The organism is Parapedobacter deserti (assembly GCF_042646065.1).
Lineage (GTDB): Bacteria > Bacteroidota > Bacteroidia > Sphingobacteriales > Sphingobacteriaceae > Parapedobacter > Parapedobacter deserti.
The window spans coordinates 1-17,605 of record NZ_JBHRTA010000003.1 but is presented as its reverse complement, the minus strand read 5'-3'; the positions used below and the strand labels follow the sequence as shown (position 1 = coordinate 17,605).

General features: G+C 50.6%; 21 protein-coding genes. 2 read left to right on the top strand and 19 right to left on the bottom strand.

The features are described 5' to 3' along the window. Nucleotides 1-22: 22 nt before the first annotated feature. From ACFOET_RS00130 to ACFOET_RS00040, 19 genes are all read right to left on the bottom strand, one after another. Complete coding sequence (locus ACFOET_RS00130; protein ID WP_379018290.1) at nucleotides 23-934, bottom strand: PstS family phosphate ABC transporter substrate-binding protein; 912 nt, start codon at nucleotides 932-934, stop codon at nucleotides 23-25. A 285-nt stretch (nucleotides 935-1,219) separates the two neighbouring features. After that, nucleotides 1,220-2,053: an energy transducer TonB gene (locus tag ACFOET_RS00125; RefSeq protein WP_379018288.1), complete on the bottom strand. Its 834-nt coding sequence runs from the start codon at nucleotides 2,051-2,053 to the stop codon at nucleotides 1,220-1,222. A gap of 20 nt (nucleotides 2,054-2,073) precedes the next feature. Beyond that, nucleotides 2,074-2,622 carry an ExbD/TolR family protein gene (locus ACFOET_RS00120; protein ID WP_379018286.1) on the bottom strand — a complete coding sequence of 183 codons (549 nt, stop codon included), beginning with the start codon at nucleotides 2,620-2,622 and terminating at the stop codon, nucleotides 2,074-2,076. Nucleotides 2,623-2,656: 34 nt separating this feature from the next. Then, entirely contained in the window at nucleotides 2,657-3,283 is a 627-nt protein-coding gene (locus ACFOET_RS00115) for an ExbD/TolR family protein (RefSeq protein WP_379018284.1), read from the bottom strand. Between the two features lie 76 nt (nucleotides 3,284-3,359). Further along, nucleotides 3,360-4,190 (bottom strand): MotA/TolQ/ExbB proton channel family protein, encoded by an 831-nt coding sequence (locus tag ACFOET_RS00110; RefSeq protein WP_379018282.1) that lies wholly within the window; start codon nucleotides 4,188-4,190, stop codon nucleotides 3,360-3,362. A gap of 287 nt (nucleotides 4,191-4,477) precedes the next feature. After that, complete coding sequence (locus ACFOET_RS00105) at nucleotides 4,478-4,819, bottom strand: translation initiation factor (RefSeq protein ID WP_379018280.1); 342 nt, start codon at nucleotides 4,817-4,819, stop codon at nucleotides 4,478-4,480. A gap of 51 nt (nucleotides 4,820-4,870) precedes the next feature. Then, on the bottom strand, nucleotides 4,871-5,749 hold the full coding sequence (locus ACFOET_RS00100) for a diacylglycerol/lipid kinase family protein (RefSeq protein WP_379018278.1): 879 nt from the start codon (nucleotides 5,747-5,749) through the stop codon (nucleotides 4,871-4,873). A gap of 155 nt (nucleotides 5,750-5,904) precedes the next feature. Beyond that, nucleotides 5,905-6,789, bottom strand: a complete 885-nt coding sequence (locus tag ACFOET_RS00095; protein WP_379018276.1) for an N-acetylmuramoyl-L-alanine amidase — start codon at nucleotides 6,787-6,789, stop codon at nucleotides 5,905-5,907. Between the two features lie 2 nt (nucleotides 6,790-6,791). Continuing rightward, nucleotides 6,792-7,778 (bottom strand): DUF3078 domain-containing protein, encoded by a 987-nt coding sequence (locus ACFOET_RS00090; RefSeq protein ID WP_379018274.1) that lies wholly within the window; start codon nucleotides 7,776-7,778, stop codon nucleotides 6,792-6,794. A gap of 44 nt (nucleotides 7,779-7,822) precedes the next feature. Beyond that, entirely contained in the window at nucleotides 7,823-8,572 is a 750-nt protein-coding gene (locus tag ACFOET_RS00085) for a peptidase associated/transthyretin-like domain-containing protein (protein ID WP_379018272.1), read from the bottom strand. A 68-nt stretch (nucleotides 8,573-8,640) separates the two neighbouring features. Next, nucleotides 8,641-9,498 (bottom strand): glucosaminidase domain-containing protein, encoded by an 858-nt coding sequence (locus ACFOET_RS00080; protein ID WP_379018270.1) that lies wholly within the window; start codon nucleotides 9,496-9,498, stop codon nucleotides 8,641-8,643. Between the two features lies 1 nt (nucleotide 9,499). Continuing rightward, nucleotides 9,500-10,186: a glucosaminidase domain and LysM peptidoglycan-binding domain-containing protein gene (locus ACFOET_RS00075; RefSeq protein ID WP_379018268.1), complete on the bottom strand. Its 687-nt coding sequence runs from the start codon at nucleotides 10,184-10,186 to the stop codon at nucleotides 9,500-9,502. 20 nt (nucleotides 10,187-10,206) lie between these two features. Beyond that, nucleotides 10,207-10,842, bottom strand: a complete 636-nt coding sequence (locus tag ACFOET_RS00070) for an O-methyltransferase (RefSeq protein WP_379018266.1) — start codon at nucleotides 10,840-10,842, stop codon at nucleotides 10,207-10,209. Between the two features lie 44 nt (nucleotides 10,843-10,886). Continuing rightward, nucleotides 10,887-12,599, bottom strand: a complete 1,713-nt coding sequence (locus tag ACFOET_RS00065) for a sodium:solute symporter (RefSeq protein WP_379018264.1) — start codon at nucleotides 12,597-12,599, stop codon at nucleotides 10,887-10,889. A gap of 105 nt (nucleotides 12,600-12,704) precedes the next feature. Beyond that, entirely contained in the window at nucleotides 12,705-12,914 is a 210-nt protein-coding gene (locus ACFOET_RS00060) for a hypothetical protein (RefSeq protein ID WP_379018262.1), read from the bottom strand. Nucleotides 12,915-12,930: 16 nt separating this feature from the next. Beyond that, nucleotides 12,931-15,366: a PIG-L family deacetylase gene (locus ACFOET_RS00055; protein WP_379018260.1), complete on the bottom strand. Its 2,436-nt coding sequence runs from the start codon at nucleotides 15,364-15,366 to the stop codon at nucleotides 12,931-12,933. 313 nt (nucleotides 15,367-15,679) lie between these two features. Then, nucleotides 15,680-15,940: a DUF6952 family protein gene (locus tag ACFOET_RS00050; protein WP_379018258.1), complete on the bottom strand. Its 261-nt coding sequence runs from the start codon at nucleotides 15,938-15,940 to the stop codon at nucleotides 15,680-15,682. Further along, nucleotides 15,921-16,235: a thioredoxin family protein gene (locus ACFOET_RS00045; RefSeq protein ID WP_379018256.1), complete on the bottom strand. Its 315-nt coding sequence runs from the start codon at nucleotides 16,233-16,235 to the stop codon at nucleotides 15,921-15,923. The genes ACFOET_RS00050 and ACFOET_RS00045 overlap by 20 nt, the downstream gene beginning before the upstream one ends. Nucleotides 16,236-16,312: 77 nt before the next feature. Then, nucleotides 16,313-16,957, bottom strand: coding sequence for a peroxiredoxin (locus tag ACFOET_RS00040; RefSeq protein ID WP_379018254.1), 645 nt, complete (start codon nucleotides 16,955-16,957; stop codon nucleotides 16,313-16,315). A 219-nt stretch (nucleotides 16,958-17,176) separates the two neighbouring features. On the opposite strand from ACFOET_RS00040, the gene ACFOET_RS00035 reads away from it, so the two are divergent. Next, on the top strand, nucleotides 17,177-17,293 hold the full coding sequence (locus ACFOET_RS00035) for a GIY-YIG nuclease family protein (protein ID WP_379018252.1): 117 nt from the start codon (nucleotides 17,177-17,179) through the stop codon (nucleotides 17,291-17,293). Between the two features lie 102 nt (nucleotides 17,294-17,395). Next, a partial coding sequence (locus ACFOET_RS00030; protein WP_379018250.1) for a GIY-YIG nuclease family protein occupies nucleotides 17,396-17,605 on the top strand: 210 nt, incomplete at its 3' end.

Genomic DNA, 17,605 nt, shown 5'->3' with positions numbered 1-17,605 from the left:
ATTTACTATTTGATAATCATGTTCACTTTCTGATAAACAACTCCCTTGGAGGCAAGCTGTCCGGCATTAATCCGGACTTCAAGATAATTCGCTGTCCGGACAGTCCGGTCAGAAATGCCGCAAACCCCATGCCCAAACCCCTGCGCGGCTCGGCATTGATCACATAGACCGGTCTAGACAAAGGGTATAAGCCTTCAGCAAGATTAGATTGCGAAGGCTTGTAATATCCATCGCCGCCCGTCTTTCCCGCTTCATTACGTACACCAAGCACTTTTACACCTTCGGCATATTTTCGTAGGCTACTATCTGGCCGAACAATCCAATTAATCCCCAAAACGCCAATGGACTGTGGTGTTTCATACACATGCCTGAGTACATCCGCGTTGGACTTCATGCCATATAAATTGGCGGTAGGCAAGGAGTCGACCCCAGCCAGTTCTTTCAAGAAACGAACCGTGCTGGAATTTGGATTATCAAACACCAACCGGAGCTGCTGCCCGGCCGGTTGCTCGCCCCGCATGATACCAATGAGATCTTCCACCGTCAAGACCGAGTCAGCATTGCTTTGGTTGCCAATCAACGCGACCGCGTCCGTAGCAAACTGATGTATCCGAGGCTGGAACGACCTCGCTTCAAAGAACTTCTTTTCCTCGTCATTCAACAACCGTGTTAAGATGACGACTTCAGCATCACCATTCAATAGCTTAGTGATGATCTGGTTTTCCTGCCCCGTAGACAAGGCCACGTCGGCTTGCCTATACAAATGCTCAAAAACCGCCACCTGCTCTTCCATGATGGGAAGCAATGTCTCATCGGTCAAAACCTGCAGCTGGCCACTTACTATGGTCCGGTTCTCATTCGGCTGCTGGTTATTGCAAGACCACAGCAAAGCAAGCAAACCGATAATGAGCGGTAATAATACTAATTTTTTCATAACAATGAAAAAATATCCGTTATTTTTCCAACCTCTTGCCTTCATCACGATCTATTTTGCCAAAGCCGCACAAAACGGAAAAAAGAATACACGATCAACAATCCGCCAAACAACATCCGGTAGGTACTATCCAATTGAAGCGGAAAACCCTTCCAAAAGATAATCACCGCTCCCAGCGTAAAATAAAAGCCGAACATGAATAGCCCTAAAACAGACAGAAACCGCTTAGTGGGCGATTTCTGTCTGCCATTCCCGTCTCTGTGGTATCGCGACGCCAATTCCTTCCTATTGTTGTAAGTTGAGTCGGATCGGCAAGGTATACGCTACCCGCACCGGACGTCCGTTCTGGATACCTGGCTGCCACTTCGGTGCCTTCTGCAGCAGTTTGACCGCAGCCTCCCCTGTCCCGTATTTCAAGTCCCTCACCACCTTGATGTCAGTCAATTCGCCATTTCGCTCCACAATAAATGACACCTGCACCTGCCCATTCACTCCTGCTTCAATTGCACCTTGTGGGTAGTCATAGTTTTTAGCCACCCATTCCATGAATGCTCTCAGCCCGCCGGGCGGTTCAGGTTGAATCTCCACCGACTGGAAGACATGGTCGCTCGACGTTTCCGTTACCTCGGCATCTATTTCACCTTCGCCCACCGGCAAATCGATGCGTATTTCCGCATTCGGATCGCCTTCGATTGTTTTCGAACCGGGGTCAGCCAGTTTCAATTGCTCCACGGTAGGCGGCTCCTCATCGCGCACTTCCTCTGCCGGCACAACCTTCGGCTCGGGCATCCGCACCTGGTCTACCCTTGGTGGCGGTGGTTCTACCGGTGGCGGTGGTGGTGGCTCTTCCTCATTTACCGGGGGAGGCTCAGAGAGCACCACCTCTGTTTCAATAACCTGCTGCACCGTCTCCGTCGGACCGGTGTCAACCCCCAGCCAACTTGCAATGGTGGGTGCCATCAGCCCCAGTACAAACACCGACGATGCGATTAACAGTCCGATGGTAGTAGCTTTGGGTGCAAGTTTCCGGAGGTCATATGCCCCATATTCCTTGTTCCGCCCTTCGAACACCACATCGAGCCATTCCTTTTTGAAAATATCTAACTTAGAACCAATCATAATCTACTGTTTTGTGGTGATCAATCATTGTACAGGCCGTCCCGCTCCAACACCTCAATTTCCGGCTCACTGATCGTACCGATCATGTATTGTTTGGCGCCGACAATGTTCATCTCATCGAGGATGTCCACCAGATTCCGGTGAGTTGACTTTTCACTGGGGCGTATCACCACAATCAAACCCTGTCCTGTCTGTTGGGGCACTTGCTCCAGCTTCCGCAGCAATACCGGACGGATACCGTCCTTACCGTAGTCTACGATCTCCGGACCTTCAATCGGGTTGCCAAATTCTCCCATATACCATTCGATCCTGTTGTTGGACCCCAGCAATAATGTCAACGTACGCGTATCCGCGATCTCCAGGCGGTCTTCCGGATTGTCCTCATTTTTGTCTGGCATGGCCACATCCATGGCGTTGGGCTTATTCAGTGACGTGGTCAGCATAAAGAACGTGATGAGGAGGAATGCCAAGTCAACCATGGCGGTGAGGTCTACCCGACCGCCCTGTTTCTTGGCTCTTACCTTCCCGCCTTTACTACCGCCGCCACCATCTTGATTTAATTCTGCCATTGCTTAAAATCTTAAACGTTTTAAAACTGCCTCACTAAAAATCCTCTGCCCGCAGGCTGGTGATCAAGCTGAACTTGTTTACGCCTTGGCCTTGAAGAATGTCTATTACTTTCTTGACAGCAGGGTATTTCTCGTTAGCATCACCCCTTATGGATAGCCGGAGGTCTTCATTCTTTAATTCCTTCGTTGCCACACGTGCAGAATAGATCCAATGGTGCAACTGGTTGGAAAGCTCTTTGGTCGTATCTGCCGGAATACCGGGCTGTAACCCTTCACGCACGCGGTCACTGGTCTCCATGTTGATGATTTCCTTCAGGTTTCCCATTGGCACACCAAAAGATTCCATTACCGCAAACTCTGCCTTCTCTTCCGGCGTAAACGGCACCGAATACTTTTCAGACATCAGCTCCAGCGTCCGCGCGCGGACATCCCTACCCATCACACCAAAGAATAGCTTTCCTCCGCCACCCACGGTAATCAACGCCAAGTTTTCGTCCGGTATCTTCACCTGGGTGACAGATGCCGGGGTATCTACCTGCATGGGCTCCGGCTGACGAGCCGTAGCTGTCAATATAAAAAATGTGAGCAACAGGAACGACACGTCGCACATCGCTGTCATGTCTATCGCTGTACTGGCTCTTTTAACTTTTACCCTTGGCATAATCGTACTTTTTTCTACTCGTTATTGATAAGATGCACATTCACCCGGTTTTCCATAAAACCGCATGAAATTTTTCCTATTTGTGATTAGCCGCGTACGTCTGTACAATCGAGAAGCCCGCTTCGTCGATGGAATAGGTCAGTGTATCGATCTTTGAGGTGAAGATGTTGTAGAATACAATTGCAAATGTCGAGGTAGCAATACCTGTTGCTGTACACATCAACGCCTCAGAGATACCATTCGCCAGCTGTGCAGAGTCAGGGGCACCACCGGTAGCCAACGCCGCGAACGCCCGGATCATCCCGGTAACTGTACCCAACAGTCCTGTCAGTGTACCAATGGAAACCAGCGTTGCCATAATGGTCAGGTTTTTCTCCAGCATCGGCATCTCTAATGCAGTTGCTTCTTCGATCTCCTTCTGTATGGCTACCGTCGCTTGCTCGCTGTCCAGGTTGGGATTGGCTGATACGTCTTTATATTTCAACAATCCTGACTTGATGACGTTTGCCACAGAACCTTGCTGCTTGTCGCACTCAGTGATGGCCGAGTCGATGTTGCCACCGCCGATCAGTGATTGTACTTTGCGTACAAAATTGCCTACGTTGCCTTTACCAGAAGCTCTGCCGATTACGATAAAGCGCTCAATGGCAAACATAAATACCATCAGGAACAATGCCAATAGAATCGGAATCACCGGACCACCATGGTACATCATGCCGAAATAATTACCCGGCTTCGGCTGATTCTCCCGGTTGTTGTCAATAAAGTTGGACGGGTCACCTAAAATGAATTGATAAACACATGCCCCGACTATAAAGCAGAAAATAATTGCCAGACTCGCGAAAACATTCGACGTCGAATTGCTTTTTTCTTGATTTGTTTTACTTGTTTTTGGTGCGTTTGCCATTTTTTTAATTTTTAGATTTTAATGTTGTTAAACTATGATTTTTAAGTAATTTGTGCAATTTAAGTCAGTCATTAACCAGGCATTGGCCAAAGCAAATATAGTGTTTTATACTAAAACCAAAATGTTTGTCAATAACTGTTTAGTAACTTTCTTTCTACCAAGGAGTGCGCAGCAGCAGCATCAGCACACCCTAAACAAACATCGCTTCTGTAATCCCAAAGCAATTTTTTTACAATGAAAACTATTTTTTTTTGTAATTGCAAATTAAACATTCAAATAAATAGGTTTTAGCCGCCGGCAGGCTTGACCCGGTATCCTTCATCTGCCAGCAACTGCACCACGCGCTGCTTGAAATCGCCTTGGATGATGATTTCGCCATCCTTGGTACTCCCGCCTACCCCGCACCGCTGCTTCAGCCGTTTGCCCAGGGCTTCCAGGTCTTCAGCACTGCCCACAAAGCCCTTCACCAAGGTCACCGTTTTCCCGCCACGCATTTTCCTGTCCAGCATCACCCGCAGATTTTGCTGCTGCACCGGCAATGTTTGCGCACCATCCGCATCGGCGCCCTGATACGCAAAGTTTTCATCGGTAGAATAGACTACACCCTGATAGCGCTGTTTCTTCTTCATGTTTTAGTAAACGGTTGTTTTGCAAATAAATTGCGCTGACCATAAAACCATTCAGCAAAGTATACGCAGCGTACCCGGGTTAACGGCGATGGATAATACCGTATCCATCTCTTTCGGTTCGCCATCCACATGCACGGCATCTGCCGCTTCCCGCTCAATACGGATCTGCTTGCCGGGTATGATTTCGACATATTCGGACTGATCAGCTGTTTTATTGAACAAGTGGAAAATCATCATGGGGATCGTATACAATGGAAATCTGTGAACAATGCACACGTCTAATATGCCATCTGTCACGGATGCCTGCGGTGCCACATAAGCGTTATTGCCGTATTGGGGCGAATTGGCGACACTGATCAAAAACGCTTCGCGCTCGAAAAGCTTTCCGTCGATATCCAGCACATACCGTTTTGGCTTATAGGTGCTGATCTCGCTCAGCACGGCCTTGAGGTATCCCATGGGGCCCCTGATGTTGTCGTTTGCAAAGCGGTCGCTTACCGAAGCATCGAAACCAATACCCGCCACATTAAAAAATGACAGGCCATTTATTGTCCCGCTATCGATGGTCATGTCTTCAAACCGGTTCAGCCGCCGCACGGCAGCACGTTCGTTTAAGGGAATGCCTAAATACAGTGCCAGGCCATTTCCGGACCCCTCCGGAACGATTCCCAGGACCGTATCGGTGCCATTCAGCGCCGAGGCAATCTCATTGATGGTACCGTCTCCGCCCACAGCCACCACGACATCGACCCCGTCCGTCACGGCCTGTTCGCCCAATTGACGTGCATGACCAGGATATTCGGTAAACGTAAATTGGGCATCATAGATCGCCAAGTCAAGATCCTCGAGCGCCCGCTTTTCAAAATTCTTCTTCCTTTTCCCTCCGGATATTGGATTAACAATGAATAGTATCCGCTTTTTCCTGTTCATATCAATGGCCACGTTGCCCCTGCAAATGTATCAGCAATAGTGAGATATTTAATAAGCGTTGCAACAATTTATTGAAATTTAATATAAAGGAAATAATGGGGGGTATCCAAGCCCGCACGGGCAAAGTCGGCCGGTATGGGAAGGGGCTGCTGAAACTAATACTTAAGATACAGATTATATAAGACGCATAGATCGTCCTCTGTGAGCTTCGGGCTGACATCGTGCTGTATATAATGCAGCTTAAACGCCCTGATGGCCGCTTCAAGGTTGCTGGTGTCGTATCCGATAATCCGTAGCGCATCCACCGGATTGAAGTTTTCAGGCGGTGCCACCAGGCTTTGGTCCGGCCAAAGTCCGAAGCCACGCTCGGCCAACCGATTCCATGGAAAAAAGGCACTCGGATCCACTTTCCGCGCGGGGGCAATGTCCGAATGCGCAATGAAATTAGCCGCTGGGATATTGTATTTCCTTTTCAGGGTATCCAACAGATTCAGCAGGCTATAAATCTGCGGTTCGGAAAAAGGTTCGTTGCCGTTGTTATCCAGCTCAATACCTAACGATACGGAGTTTAGGTCGGTCACGCTGCCCCATTTGCCGGCACCGGCGTGCCACCCCCGCACATAGTCGTTGAGCATCTGATATACTTCGCCGTTGCGGCCAATCACGTAGTGTGCACTTACCTGCGAATGCGGCACGGTGAATGTGCGCAGCGTCTGCTCCAGGCTGTCCTGCGCGGTATGATGGATGATTACGTAATTCGGCTTTCGCAGGTTGAAATGAATGGCGCCGGCCCAATGCGCTCTTCGCCTTGGTTGTATAGCCTCCGTTATCACCACAGCGCCCGAGGTATCATAGGTCGCAATGAGTCCGGGGGTGGCGTAAGGAAGGGGCCGCCGCACCTCCTCGGTGAGCGCTTTTATTTGCCGCTTGTACTGTTTGTTGGTTTGTGCGTACCGGTTTGTGGTGCACGCGGAAACGAAAACTGCGGCTAGTGCAATCAAGATAGCCACACGCCTAGCAAGGACCCGTTGGCTTTTCATGATTAACGGGGCATTTTAAACAATAGCCCCAGTGCCAGCATTTGACTGGTTTGAACACTCGGATCGTCAACGCTGTTATAAATCAGCCGTCCGTTTAACGTCACGTTTACCACACGCGTCACACGTGCGGTCAGCCTTGCTTCAAGGTCATGCCTGGGGTCCGAAAGGTCCTTGTATCCGGCAAACAGGTTATACCGACTAAATATATGCAACGTGTTGCTTAGGTTTCTATCGAGCACTGCCGTGAGGTCAAATGCGAGGTCGTTATGGAATCGCCGCTCGTTTTCGACGCCAAACCGTGGGCGCTCGCCTGCCCGTGTCACCAAGCGATCATCCAAAACAAACGTCTGCATGGCAGCCCCGGTACCGAACCGCAGCGAAAACGTATTGTCCGGCTTGTATTCAATCCCCAAGTTTTCAATAAGACGACCCGGTGCCATAAAATTGGAGATGATGGTGTCGATCCGTTCCCTTCCGTCGTCCGTCCTGCTATAACTATAGCCCGCATCAAACTGGCTCTCAAACCTTATCGAGGTGTACACGGACCAGTTCTTGGACACTTTAACGGACAACACATTATCCCAAAAAATCCGGTCACTATTTTTCCGGGGCAGCTGGTCTTTATTTTTTTGTTTACCATACTGGAGGTTCAACTGCGTGGTAAAGGTCGTGTTGTTGCGCTTGTATTCTGATTTGTGATCGATCAGCGCCCCCACCGAGATCGAGTTGACACCACCGGACTGCCAGTTCTCACTGAATGAGGCCTGATTGGCGTTGATACCGAACGACGACCAATGCCGCCAATAAATCACCTTCAGATCCAGTGCAGAAACCGGCAAGGAGACCGGCCGGATGTCAGGCGTCGGCATCTCTACCTTCAGGCTGTTGGTATCGGGTTTCCGCCGCAGCTCGTCTAAATCATAGATTTGGGCGTTGGCCATCGACGCCCCGAGCAGTAAAAAAGTCAGTAAAAAGTACAACTGTTTCATATCTGCGGCTAAATTAACAAATATCGTGCTGTTTTTCCGCCTTATTATTTATCTGCAACAGGCAGTGGCGGCAACCGCCGCGCAGCCGGGTTCTGCCTATACTGGGCCAGCGACGAGCGGATGTAAAAAGTTAGGTTATAATCGTTTGCACTCATCACAAAATAATAAGAAGGGCGATATTGCCGCATGAAGTCCGCCAGTGTCGCTCCTGTAAGCCCGGTAGCGCTGCTCACCAGTTCCGGTGTGAAGCGGTAGTCAATCACCGACTCGCGGTAGTCATGTTCAATGATTTCTTGCAGCCTGCGGGAATTTCTCCCCTCCCGGCTGATCAGCTTATACAACGCATCGATGCTGAGCCCCGCTCCGGTAGGCCCCACCGAAAAAATGGATCCGGCGTCCCCTTTGCTGTAAGCGGTGCTGTACTCCCTTCTGTTTTCTTCCAATCGTTCTTCTGGGCTGCGCCTTGCCACCACAGACACTTCGTCGAGCCATATCGTAGACCGCTCCATGTTAAACAACACGACCTTTTTGTCCGACACGACCAGGGTGTCCGGATAGTATCCCTTGGCCGCAGCAATCAGGATGTCTCCGGGCGTAGCCTTTATGGAAAACTCCCCCCGGGTGTTGTTGTAACCGCCATCATCGTTTGCGGTGTTGTAGATGTATACCTGCGATACTCGTTGTTTGGTGTGTTTGTCAAATACAATACCCTCAATAGCCGTCTGAGCCTGGGACAAACCCCAAGGCAGGATACAGAAAAGTAGCCCAACAACAAAGTAACCCCTTAATTTCACTGTCGTAAAACTACGGTTAAGTTTGCAGTTGACGAAAATTTTAACATCATTTCACCTTTGGGCATAGGTTATTGTGACACAAGAATAAGCTGTCCGACAAACAGCGATTCGGTCTTCAGGCCATTCAAGTCCATTAGTTCGGCAGCGGACATCCCGTACTTGCGGGCAATGGCCGCCAGCGTATCGCCCTGTTTCACTTCATGGATGTCGATGCGCACCGGTGCCTTTGCCTGCGCAACCTGAAGTTCCTCCGGCTTGTTTTCTACGATCTCGGTCTGTACAACTTCCTCGCGCCTTAGTTTTTCGCTCCGGCTTTCCGGGCGATCGTATTGATGCAGTTGGTAGCGTTCAATAAGGTCTATCAACAGATCGGCATAGCGCGGGTTGGTCGCATAACCCGCCGCCTTCAGTCCTTTTGCCCATCCTTTATAATCATCTTTGTCCAGTTCGAAGAGCGCCGCATAGCGTTTGCGGAGAAGAAATTGCGAATGGTCCTTAAACGAATCCTCAGCACGCTTGTACACGCGGAAGCAGTCATTGCGGTGATCATCGTCGTGATAGGCTTTCCCGCCTACCCACTCCGGGGTACATTTGATGCCGAAATGATTATTGGCTTCGCGGGCCAGCTTGCTGTTGCCGTTTCCGGATTCAAGCAGCGCCTGGGCCAGCTTGATGCTGGCCGGGATGCCATACCGGTCCATCTCTTCGATGGCAATGTTCCGATACCGCTCGATATACTCGTATCCCGAAGTGCTGGTATAACCGGTAGTCGACTTGGCCGGTCGCTCTGTCGGTATCCGCGTCGGCGGGGGTGTACGCGTAGGCACCGGGCGCTTGCTTACGCGCGGATTCTGGAGCACCTCGTGCTTGGATAAGCAGGAAGCGAATAGCACGACGGTCGCCAATGCGTATAACGTCCTTTTCATTTCACAGGATCAGTTGCTGTCCAATATGCAGTCGCGAATCGGAAAGCCCATTATTGCGCTGTATCTCCTTCACTGTCGTACCATGTTTCCGTGCAAGGTCATATAGCGTATCGCCGGGTTTTACCGTATACCCTGCCGCCCCATCCGATTCGTCGGCGGCGGCTACTGTGGCATCGCCTTCGGGCCGTTTGTCCAGCTCGTGCAAATTATACCGTTGAATCATGCCAATGACCTTGGAAGACCAGGTCGTGCTGTGCGCGTAACCCGATCGGGCAATCCCCCGTACCCACGCCTTATACTCATGCGGCTGATGTTGCTCAAACAGCCGCTCAGTACTTTTACGCCGCATCAGAAAGTTTATGAAGTCTTGGTACGACTCTTCTACAGATTCATACCCCTTGTATGCCGACTGAATCGCTGTGCTGTTATTGGGGCCCTTGATGCCGAAATGGTTGTTGAGGTATCTTGCCACACGGCTGTTCCCGTGTGCACTTTCATGCATGGCGATAGCCAGTATGATGCTCGCCGGGCACCCATAATCCTCCATATACTGGATTGCAGCATCTTTATACCGTTCAATATATGCTTGGGGAGAAATCCGCTGGGCGAAAGTTTGGATAGTAGTAACTGCGGTAAACAACATCGTAAGGCATAGGGTGATAGCAGTAGTCTTTGTTCTTGTGTTCATATGCTATGTCTTTGCTTCCTTTAACGTTTTCGTAACAAAAACAGCCCATCACGAATGGGAAGAATCAGCTTGTCTACACGTTCATCAGCCGCAAGCTGTTCATTTAATGTTATGATCTGCTGCGTTTGCGTATCGTCGGCGCCGCTTATCACCTTTCCCTTCCACAGCACATTGTCTATCAGAATCAAGCTGCCCGCACGGCTCTTTTCCAGTGCAAGCTCATAATAGCGGCTGTTGTTTTTTTTATCAGCGTCGATAAAAACAAGGTCAAACGGGCCGGCGAGTTGGGGGATTACAGTCTGTGCATCGCCGATATGATAAAGGATCCGGTCTTCTATCCCTGACCGGCTGAAGTAGCCCCGTACGCGATCCTCCAACTCGGCGTTGTTGTCGATTGTATGGACCTCACCGCCGGGCGCGAGGCCTTCTGCCAGGCAGAGCGTTGCATACCCCGTAAAGGTACCCACTTCCAGAATTCGCTTCGGTGATACCAGTTTGCTCAATAGGGCGAGCAGCCTGCCCTGGTAATGGCCTGACAGCATGTGGGGCGCTGTTTCCTTCAAGTGGGTTTCTCTGTTAATCTGCTGCAACAACGCTGGTTCAGCGTCACAGATTCTTTCCAGATAGCTCGCCAATATGTCATCGAACATATCCATCGCACGCAAACATAGCTAAATTGGATGAAAGTGCAAAAGCCGAATTACGCTTTTGCGCCCGTATCGGGGCCACGCCTATCGCCGAAAATACCCTGTAAAAGCAAGGCAAACACCACTACGCCAGCACATCCCACAAGATTCAGCCACAGGAACGCCATTGCATCAAGCCACCACAGCGCCACCACCATTGCCTCGGTAAGTATGGCTGCCCAGAGCACCGCCTGCCCTCCTGCCCGCTTCACATAGAATGCCACGACGAAAATACCAAGAATGGTGCCGTAGAAGAGTGACCCCAAGATATTGACCGCTTCAAGCAGGTTGCCAAGTTTGCTGGCGTATAGCGCAATGATGACGCAGCATATCCCCCAGATCAGCGTAAACGCGCGCGATGCCGACAGATATCCTTTATCGCTGCCCGTTTTATGAGCAAAGCGCTTATAAATATCAATCACCGTAGTGGAAGCCAGGGAGTTGATGGCGCTGGCTGTTGCTCCCATCGATGCCATGAATACGATTGCCACCAGCAGCCCGATGAGCCCTTTAGGGAAATGCTCGGTCACGAACGACAGAAAAATGTAGTTGTTGTCGTTGGTGTCAGCCAGCTTATCGTTTTCCTGCATTAAAGCCACCAGATCCGCCCGCACTGTTTTGGCCCGTTCATCAGCGTGGTGCAGCTGCTTACGAACGTCGGCAATCGCGGCTTCGTCGTCGTTGTCTAGCGCTTCCGTCAACCGGTGGATTTGTTCTTGCTTTTCCTCAAAAATCGACTCATGTTCCGCCTTCAGCGCATCCACATCGGCTGCATAGCTGCTGTTTTCAATTTTATTAAGCTCATATTTGTTGAAGAATATCGGCGGGCTGTTGTACTGATAAAATGCAAACACCAGTATTCCGATGAGCAGTATGGCAAATTGCATGGGTACTTTAAGCAGGCCGTTCATGAGCAGCCCAATGCGGCTGTCGCGTATCGAAGAACCGGTCAGGTAGCGGCCCACCTGACTTTGGTCGGTGCCGAAGTAGGAAAGCTGCAGGAAAAATCCGCCAATGAGTCCACTCCACAAGGTGTATGGGTTGTTCCAGTCAAAAGACAGGTCTATGGCGTTAGCTTTGCCCGACTTGCCGGCGATGTGCAATGCCTTTGCAAAGCCGATATCGGAAGGCAGCATGTAGACGACCAAAACACCCGCCGCTACCAATCCACCGAAAATGATGGACATTTGCAGCACCTGCGTGTAGGAAACCGCCTTGGTGCCGCCATACACTGTATAGATTACCACCAGCGCTCCGATGAAAAGCGTTGTGTAGGTCACGTTGATCTGCAGGATGCTGGAAAGGATGATGGCCGGCGCATAAATGGTGATGCCCGTAGACAATCCCCGCTGAATGAGAAAAAGCAGCGCTGTAAACGCCCGTGTGCGTACGTCAAAGCGCTTCTCAAGAAATTCGTATGCGGTAAACACACGCAGGCGATGAAACATCGGCACAAAGGAGATGCTCAGGATAATCATGGCCAGCGGCAGCCCGAAATAGAACTGCACGAAGCTCATGCCCGAGGAATAAGCCAGTCCCGGCGCCGACAGGAACGTAATTGCGCTGGCCTGTGTTGCCATCACCGACAGCGCCACATGGTACCAGGGCAAGGACTTGTTGCCCAGCAGGTAGCCATCGATGTTTCGGATGCCCCGGCTTTGGTAGACGCCGTAGGCAACGATCAGCAGCAACGTGCAGAACAGCACCACCCAATCCGTCGTACTCATCCGAAATACTTGGTGAATAAGTAAAACAGCAGGATTAATAGCAGCAACCAGGCCACTACGATCCAGTAGAACCGTTTCCAGTTGCGGATAAAGGGTGGCAGTCCCTTATCGGTCATGGGTGCGGCCTTTGAGCACGTTGCTGACAAAAAAGCCAGCGAACAGCAGCCCCACGACGGCGCCAATGACAGTAGCCAGAAAGCTTTCCTGTACAAAACCGCCCGTCAAGCCTCCGAATACCGCGCCGAGCAGGTAGAAATAGCTATTGATGTTTTTTTTACTTGAACGGTCTTCGTGCGCTTCGATGTGATCTTCCATGTCAATACAGTTTTAATCAATTGGGTTTTGCGAGCAAATTTACAAATAATCTGTATGCACCCGGCACACCTGCGGGCAATTGCCTGAAAAAAGCCAGTGATGTATAAACAAAGTTACCTTTACCATAGGGCGTGACCAGCAGTGCACCGTTATGCTGCTCTTCGCCAGGGTCACCCATGCGCAGCGGCCGTTCATACCTGCTGTCCGCCTCGCCGACAAAATACAGTCCGCGTTCCTGTATCCAACCGTCAAAATCCGCTGCCGTGATTTTATTCGGGTAGTTCAATACACGGCTGTCGGGATTGACCACGTTTACCGGCGCCGTTTCGTCCGTGACGCGGCTGCGGCTCAGGCTAAACGAATAGGGGCCGATATCAGCTGTGCGCAAGCCGCCGCTCACGTTGTACTGTACGAGCAGCGTGCCCCCATTCTTGACGTATTCCATCAGGCGCGGCTGCAAATGCCGCATACGGTCGTTCACATTATACAGCCGCACCCCCGTTACGATGGCATCGTATTGCGGCAAATTGCCGGATAGCACATCCTGCTCACTCAGCACATCCACGCGGAGTCCGATCTCCCGCAGGGACTGGGGAATAAGATCACCCGCTCCGGGGAGGTAGCCGATACGCATCGCGGACACACCGGTTTCCACCTTGCTGAGCCGTGCCGCAGCAGGCGGAAACCACGTGATACGCGGGATATGCTCGTACGCGATAGACCGGATCGCCGTGGCCGGTTCTTCGGAGTCGCCATAGCGAAAGAAGACACTCAACGAGTCCGAGAGCGACGCCTCGCCCGCCGGGTATATCGTAAACGAGGACACGGTTTCGTCCGCTTTGGCTGAGAAACTTAGCGAGACCTGCTCGGGCTCTGCCCGCCAGCCACGGGGTAGACGCAACGCTGCGGTGGCCGTTAGCGGCTCCTGTGTATGTGCGGTAAATACCACCTCGAGCGTCTTAGGCTCATCACCGTTAAAGACCAGCGCTTTCTGGCCGAGGTTGGCCGTTATACGCGGCGCGATGGCCAGCGGCTCATATACCTCGCCCCGCACAGGGTGCGTATATTTGTGTACGATCGGACGTTCAAAATCAAGCACGCTGCCGTTGATTTGCACCGAGATGCGCGTGCTGGGTATATCGTGGCTTCCCGGACGGCCCACATCTTCCCGGCTTTCTACCGCGAAACTGCCGAGGCTGTGGGGCTGGCGCAGCCAATACGGCTGAGTGATGGATGTAGCATCAAACACCGACGCCACCTCATGCAGTTCGTTAAACGTCAACGGGGTGCCGTCAACCACTACGTCAACGTCGGGTCGCCGTACGATAAATGCGGTGTTGACAGGGATCTGCTCTCCCACGGCAAATTGTGCCACCGGAGCATAGCTTTCAAACCATATTCCGCCACAGGCCAGTATCAGGTCCTTTATCTCTGCTGTCTTTTGCGCCCTCCAATACGCATCTTCCACGCGGTTTACCGTTTCCAGCAGTTCAAGGAGGCCATTGATGGATTTCTCCGGATGTTCCATATCAAACGCCTCGTCGATGGCAGCAACCAGCCGCGAAATTCGTTCACTGCCGGCCACCCGCTTCCACGACGTCTCGATGCCTTCAAAAAGATCCCGCTGAGGTCTGTCGCCTGCCAACACCTCAAAGCGTTCGATATTGTTGCCACGTTGGCGGGCTGCCCCGAAGCCCTGGCTTTTATGTTTCGACCGACTGTCCGCTGCTATTTCACCATAAGACAGGCCAAGGAACGGATTATAATCACCGATATTCATCAGCAGATGAGCTGTCGATGGGGGTGACCCCTGGAAAAAACTCGACGTATTCCACAGCAAGCGTTTGGCTTGCCATACCGACACGTCGTTGAGCTGTTCAGGAAACCGATTAGGGTCTGCTGCAGCGCTGAACGCCTCGATGGCCAACAACGCAGACGCCTGGTGGTGCCCATGGCCGCCCCGTTCGTCGGGAGGAAAGCGGGTTACTATGACATCCGGCTTGAATTTTCGGATCACCCACACCGCATCGGCAAGGATGCTATCTCGCCCCCAGATGCGGAATGTCTCATCCCACGTTTTCGAAAATCCGAAGTCAACGGCGCGCGAAAAAAATTGTTCACCACCATCTACCCGCCGCGCAGCGAGCAGCTCGTTGGTGCGGATCAGGCCAAGCTCCTCCGCCTGTTCAGTGCCGATCAGGTTCTGCCCGCCATCACCGCGGGTAAGTGAGAGGTAGCCCGTCCGGTAAAGCCGCTCCTTGGCGAGCCAAGCGATGAGGCGCGTATTTTCGTCATCGGGATGCGCAGCGAAGTACAATACGGATCCCAATGTATTTAATTTCTTGATGGCTTGTTTAATTTCGCCGGTGTGCTGGGGTTGCAGTGTCTGGGCTGCAGCAGTTGAGAAAATGAAAAGAAAAGAAAAGAAAATTGCACTGTGTTTTTTATTCATGCCCTAAATATAATGTATAAAACGGCTTTTTTCCCCTACGTTCCATACAATTTTTACATACAAAAGCCGCCCCGATGCGCATCGGGGCGGCTTTTGCAAATTAACAATTAAAAAATCATTTAAATCTTAAAACCACTGCAACAAGCATCAAAATAGCAAATTGCTTCACAGCATTCAGAAATCTGGCTTTAAGAAGCTAACCTTTAACAACGGTAAAGATACGAAAATGTCTGCGTCATCAGATCGCAAGTCTCGCAAAATTTTCCACAAAAAGCGCGTTGCCAACATTTCTGGTGAACACGTAATCAGTCTTTCAGCCCTTATCAATAGAACCAAGTACGCGCTTCATGAATGCGTTCAGCGCATCCTTCCGATCCATTCCACCTTTTACCAGTTTGTCCACTTCGATCGCGCCGTACATGTTCGAAATAAGCTCTCCAATGACGTCCAGTTCCTCGTCTTTCAGCGAAGGCACCTCCGTAAGGGCTTCGAGCGTCTCGATGGCTTCGAGCACATAATCCTGGTCGTTCTGCTCAATGAACTCAGCGAGGTGCTTAATTATGGGTAACTTCATTCAGCAATTCGATTAAGGGATCAAATTTATTGGTCTGCACCTGATTGACCAGCTGGCCACCTTTAAATGCCGCGAACGTAGGCAAGTTGGTTACATTGGCCAATTGCCGCGACTGCGGATAGCGCTCAGCATCAGCAATAACGAATGCGACCTGTCCATTTTCCGAAGCCAGTTTCTTAAACTTCGGTTTCATGATCTTGCAGTTGCCACACCACGTGGCGGAGTATTGAACCAATACCACATCGTTTTCCTTTACGATATCGGCAAGGTTATCGTTTTCAAGTTCCTGTAACATAATATTCCTTTTTAGCAACCACAAAATGCACATCAGGTGCACCTTGTGGTTATGTGATGGATGTTCCGTTGGCTGTATTAGCTCAACGAGACCTGGCTGGCTAGGTAGCTGGCTACGCCGTCGCGGGTGGCATGCATGGCGTCTTTGCCTTCCTCCCAGTTCGCTGGGCACACTTCGCCAAACTTCTGCACATGTGCATATGCGTCAATTAGGCGGAGGTATTCTTTCACGTTGCGGCCCACGGGCATGTCATTTACACTCTCGTGGAACACCTTGCCATTCTCATCGATAAGGTAGGTCGCACGGTAGGTCACGTTTGAGCCCTCGAAGATGTATCCGAATTCTTCACTTTCCTTTTCTTCTCCCTCTAATATACCCAGCACCCGGGAAAGGTTGCGATTGGTATCGGCGAGGATGGGGTAGGTAACCCCTTCGATGCCACCGTTATCTTTTGCGGTGTTCAGCCAAGCAAAGTGCACTTCGTTCGTATCGCAAGAGGCGCCGATGACGATGGTATTGCGCTTCTCAAACTCAGGCAGAGCCTCTTGGAAAGCATGCAGCTCGGTAGGGCATACGAAGGTGAAATCCTTCGGATACCAAAACAATAACACTTTTTTTCCGTTTTTCGCAGCTTCTTCAAAGACGTTGATGGACAAGTTGTCACCGAGGTGATCGATTGCATCAACCGTAATGTTTGGGAATTTCTTTCCTGTAAAACTCATAGTAATAAACCTTAAAATTTTGTTGATGCAAAGGTAAGCTTTATTACGATCAACGCGTATCGCTTTTGTCAATGGGCTATATAGAATGTCTATGGCAAAATCATTTTCGATTATTTGCCTAAAATCGTACTTTTGCAAATTGACTATTTAGCGGCCCTGTAGTTCAACGGATAGAATACCTGCCTGCCGGCAGGCAGGGAAGTTTCCTAAACTTTAGACATGTATTATGTGTATGCCATTAGGAGCGAGCGGGACGGGAGGATATATGTTGGAATTACCTCAGACATTGAGCGGCGGGTGCTTCAACATAATAAAGGAAAAACNAGTCTGGCATAGGTAAAGAATTTTTGAAATCTTTGCAAACAAATAATGGCCCTGTAGTTCAACGGATAGAATACCTGCCTGCCGGCAGGCAGGGAAGTTTCCTAAACTTTAGACATGTATTATGTGTATGCCATTAGGAGCGAGCGGGACGGGAGGATATATGTTGGAATTACCTCAGACATTGAGCGGCGGGTGCTTCAACATAATAAAGGGAAAACAAAATCGACCAAGGGCTACGTCCCTTGGAAGCTGATCTATGCTGAAGAGGTTATTGATAGGCTGAAAGCGAGAGAAAAAGAAATCTATTTTAAGTCTGGCATAGGT

What these genes read in the sequence shown, in the direction of transcription:
- ACFOET_RS00130 (WP_379018290.1), bottom strand. Translation starts at nt 934, where the DNA reads ATGAAAAAATTAGTATTATTACCGCTCATTATCGGTTTGCTTGCTTTG.
- ACFOET_RS00125 (WP_379018288.1), bottom strand. Translation starts at nt 2,053, where the DNA reads ATGATTGGTTCTAAGTTAGATATTTTCAAAAAGGAATGGCTCGATGTG.
- ACFOET_RS00120 (WP_379018286.1), bottom strand. Translation starts at nt 2,622, where the DNA reads ATGGCAGAATTAAATCAAGATGGTGGCGGCGGTAGTAAAGGCGGGAAG.
- ACFOET_RS00115 (WP_379018284.1), bottom strand. Translation starts at nt 3,283, where the DNA reads ATGCCAAGGGTAAAAGTTAAAAGAGCCAGTACAGCGATAGACATGACA.
- ACFOET_RS00110 (WP_379018282.1), bottom strand. Translation starts at nt 4,190, where the DNA reads ATGGCAAACGCACCAAAAACAAGTAAAACAAATCAAGAAAAAAGCAAT.
- ACFOET_RS00105 (WP_379018280.1), bottom strand. Translation starts at nt 4,819, where the DNA reads ATGAAGAAGAAACAGCGCTATCAGGGTGTAGTCTATTCTACCGATGAA.
- ACFOET_RS00100 (WP_379018278.1), bottom strand. Translation starts at nt 5,749, where the DNA reads ATGAACAGGAAAAAGCGGATACTATTCATTGTTAATCCAATATCCGGA.
- ACFOET_RS00095 (WP_379018276.1), bottom strand. Translation starts at nt 6,789, where the DNA reads ATGAAAAGCCAACGGGTCCTTGCTAGGCGTGTGGCTATCTTGATTGCA.
- ACFOET_RS00090 (WP_379018274.1), bottom strand. Translation starts at nt 7,778, where the DNA reads ATGAAACAGTTGTACTTTTTACTGACTTTTTTACTGCTCGGGGCGTCG.
- ACFOET_RS00080 (WP_379018270.1), bottom strand. Translation starts at nt 9,498, where the DNA reads ATGAAAAGGACGTTATACGCATTGGCGACCGTCGTGCTATTCGCTTCC.
- ACFOET_RS00075 (WP_379018268.1), bottom strand. Translation starts at nt 10,186, where the DNA reads ATGAACACAAGAACAAAGACTACTGCTATCACCCTATGCCTTACGATG.
- ACFOET_RS00070 (WP_379018266.1), bottom strand. Translation starts at nt 10,842, where the DNA reads ATGGATATGTTCGATGACATATTGGCGAGCTATCTGGAAAGAATCTGT.
- ACFOET_RS00065 (WP_379018264.1), bottom strand. Translation starts at nt 12,599, where the DNA reads ATGAGTACGACGGATTGGGTGGTGCTGTTCTGCACGTTGCTGCTGATC.
- ACFOET_RS00060 (WP_379018262.1), bottom strand. Translation starts at nt 12,914, where the DNA reads ATGGAAGATCACATCGAAGCGCACGAAGACCGTTCAAGTAAAAAAAAC.
- ACFOET_RS00055 (WP_379018260.1), bottom strand. Translation starts at nt 15,366, where the DNA reads ATGAATAAAAAACACAGTGCAATTTTCTTTTCTTTTCTTTTCATTTTC.
- ACFOET_RS00050 (WP_379018258.1), bottom strand. Translation starts at nt 15,940, where the DNA reads ATGAAGTTACCCATAATTAAGCACCTCGCTGAGTTCATTGAGCAGAAC.
- ACFOET_RS00045 (WP_379018256.1), bottom strand. Translation starts at nt 16,235, where the DNA reads ATGTTACAGGAACTTGAAAACGATAACCTTGCCGATATCGTAAAGGAA.
- ACFOET_RS00040 (WP_379018254.1), bottom strand. Translation starts at nt 16,957, where the DNA reads ATGAGTTTTACAGGAAAGAAATTCCCAAACATTACGGTTGATGCAATC.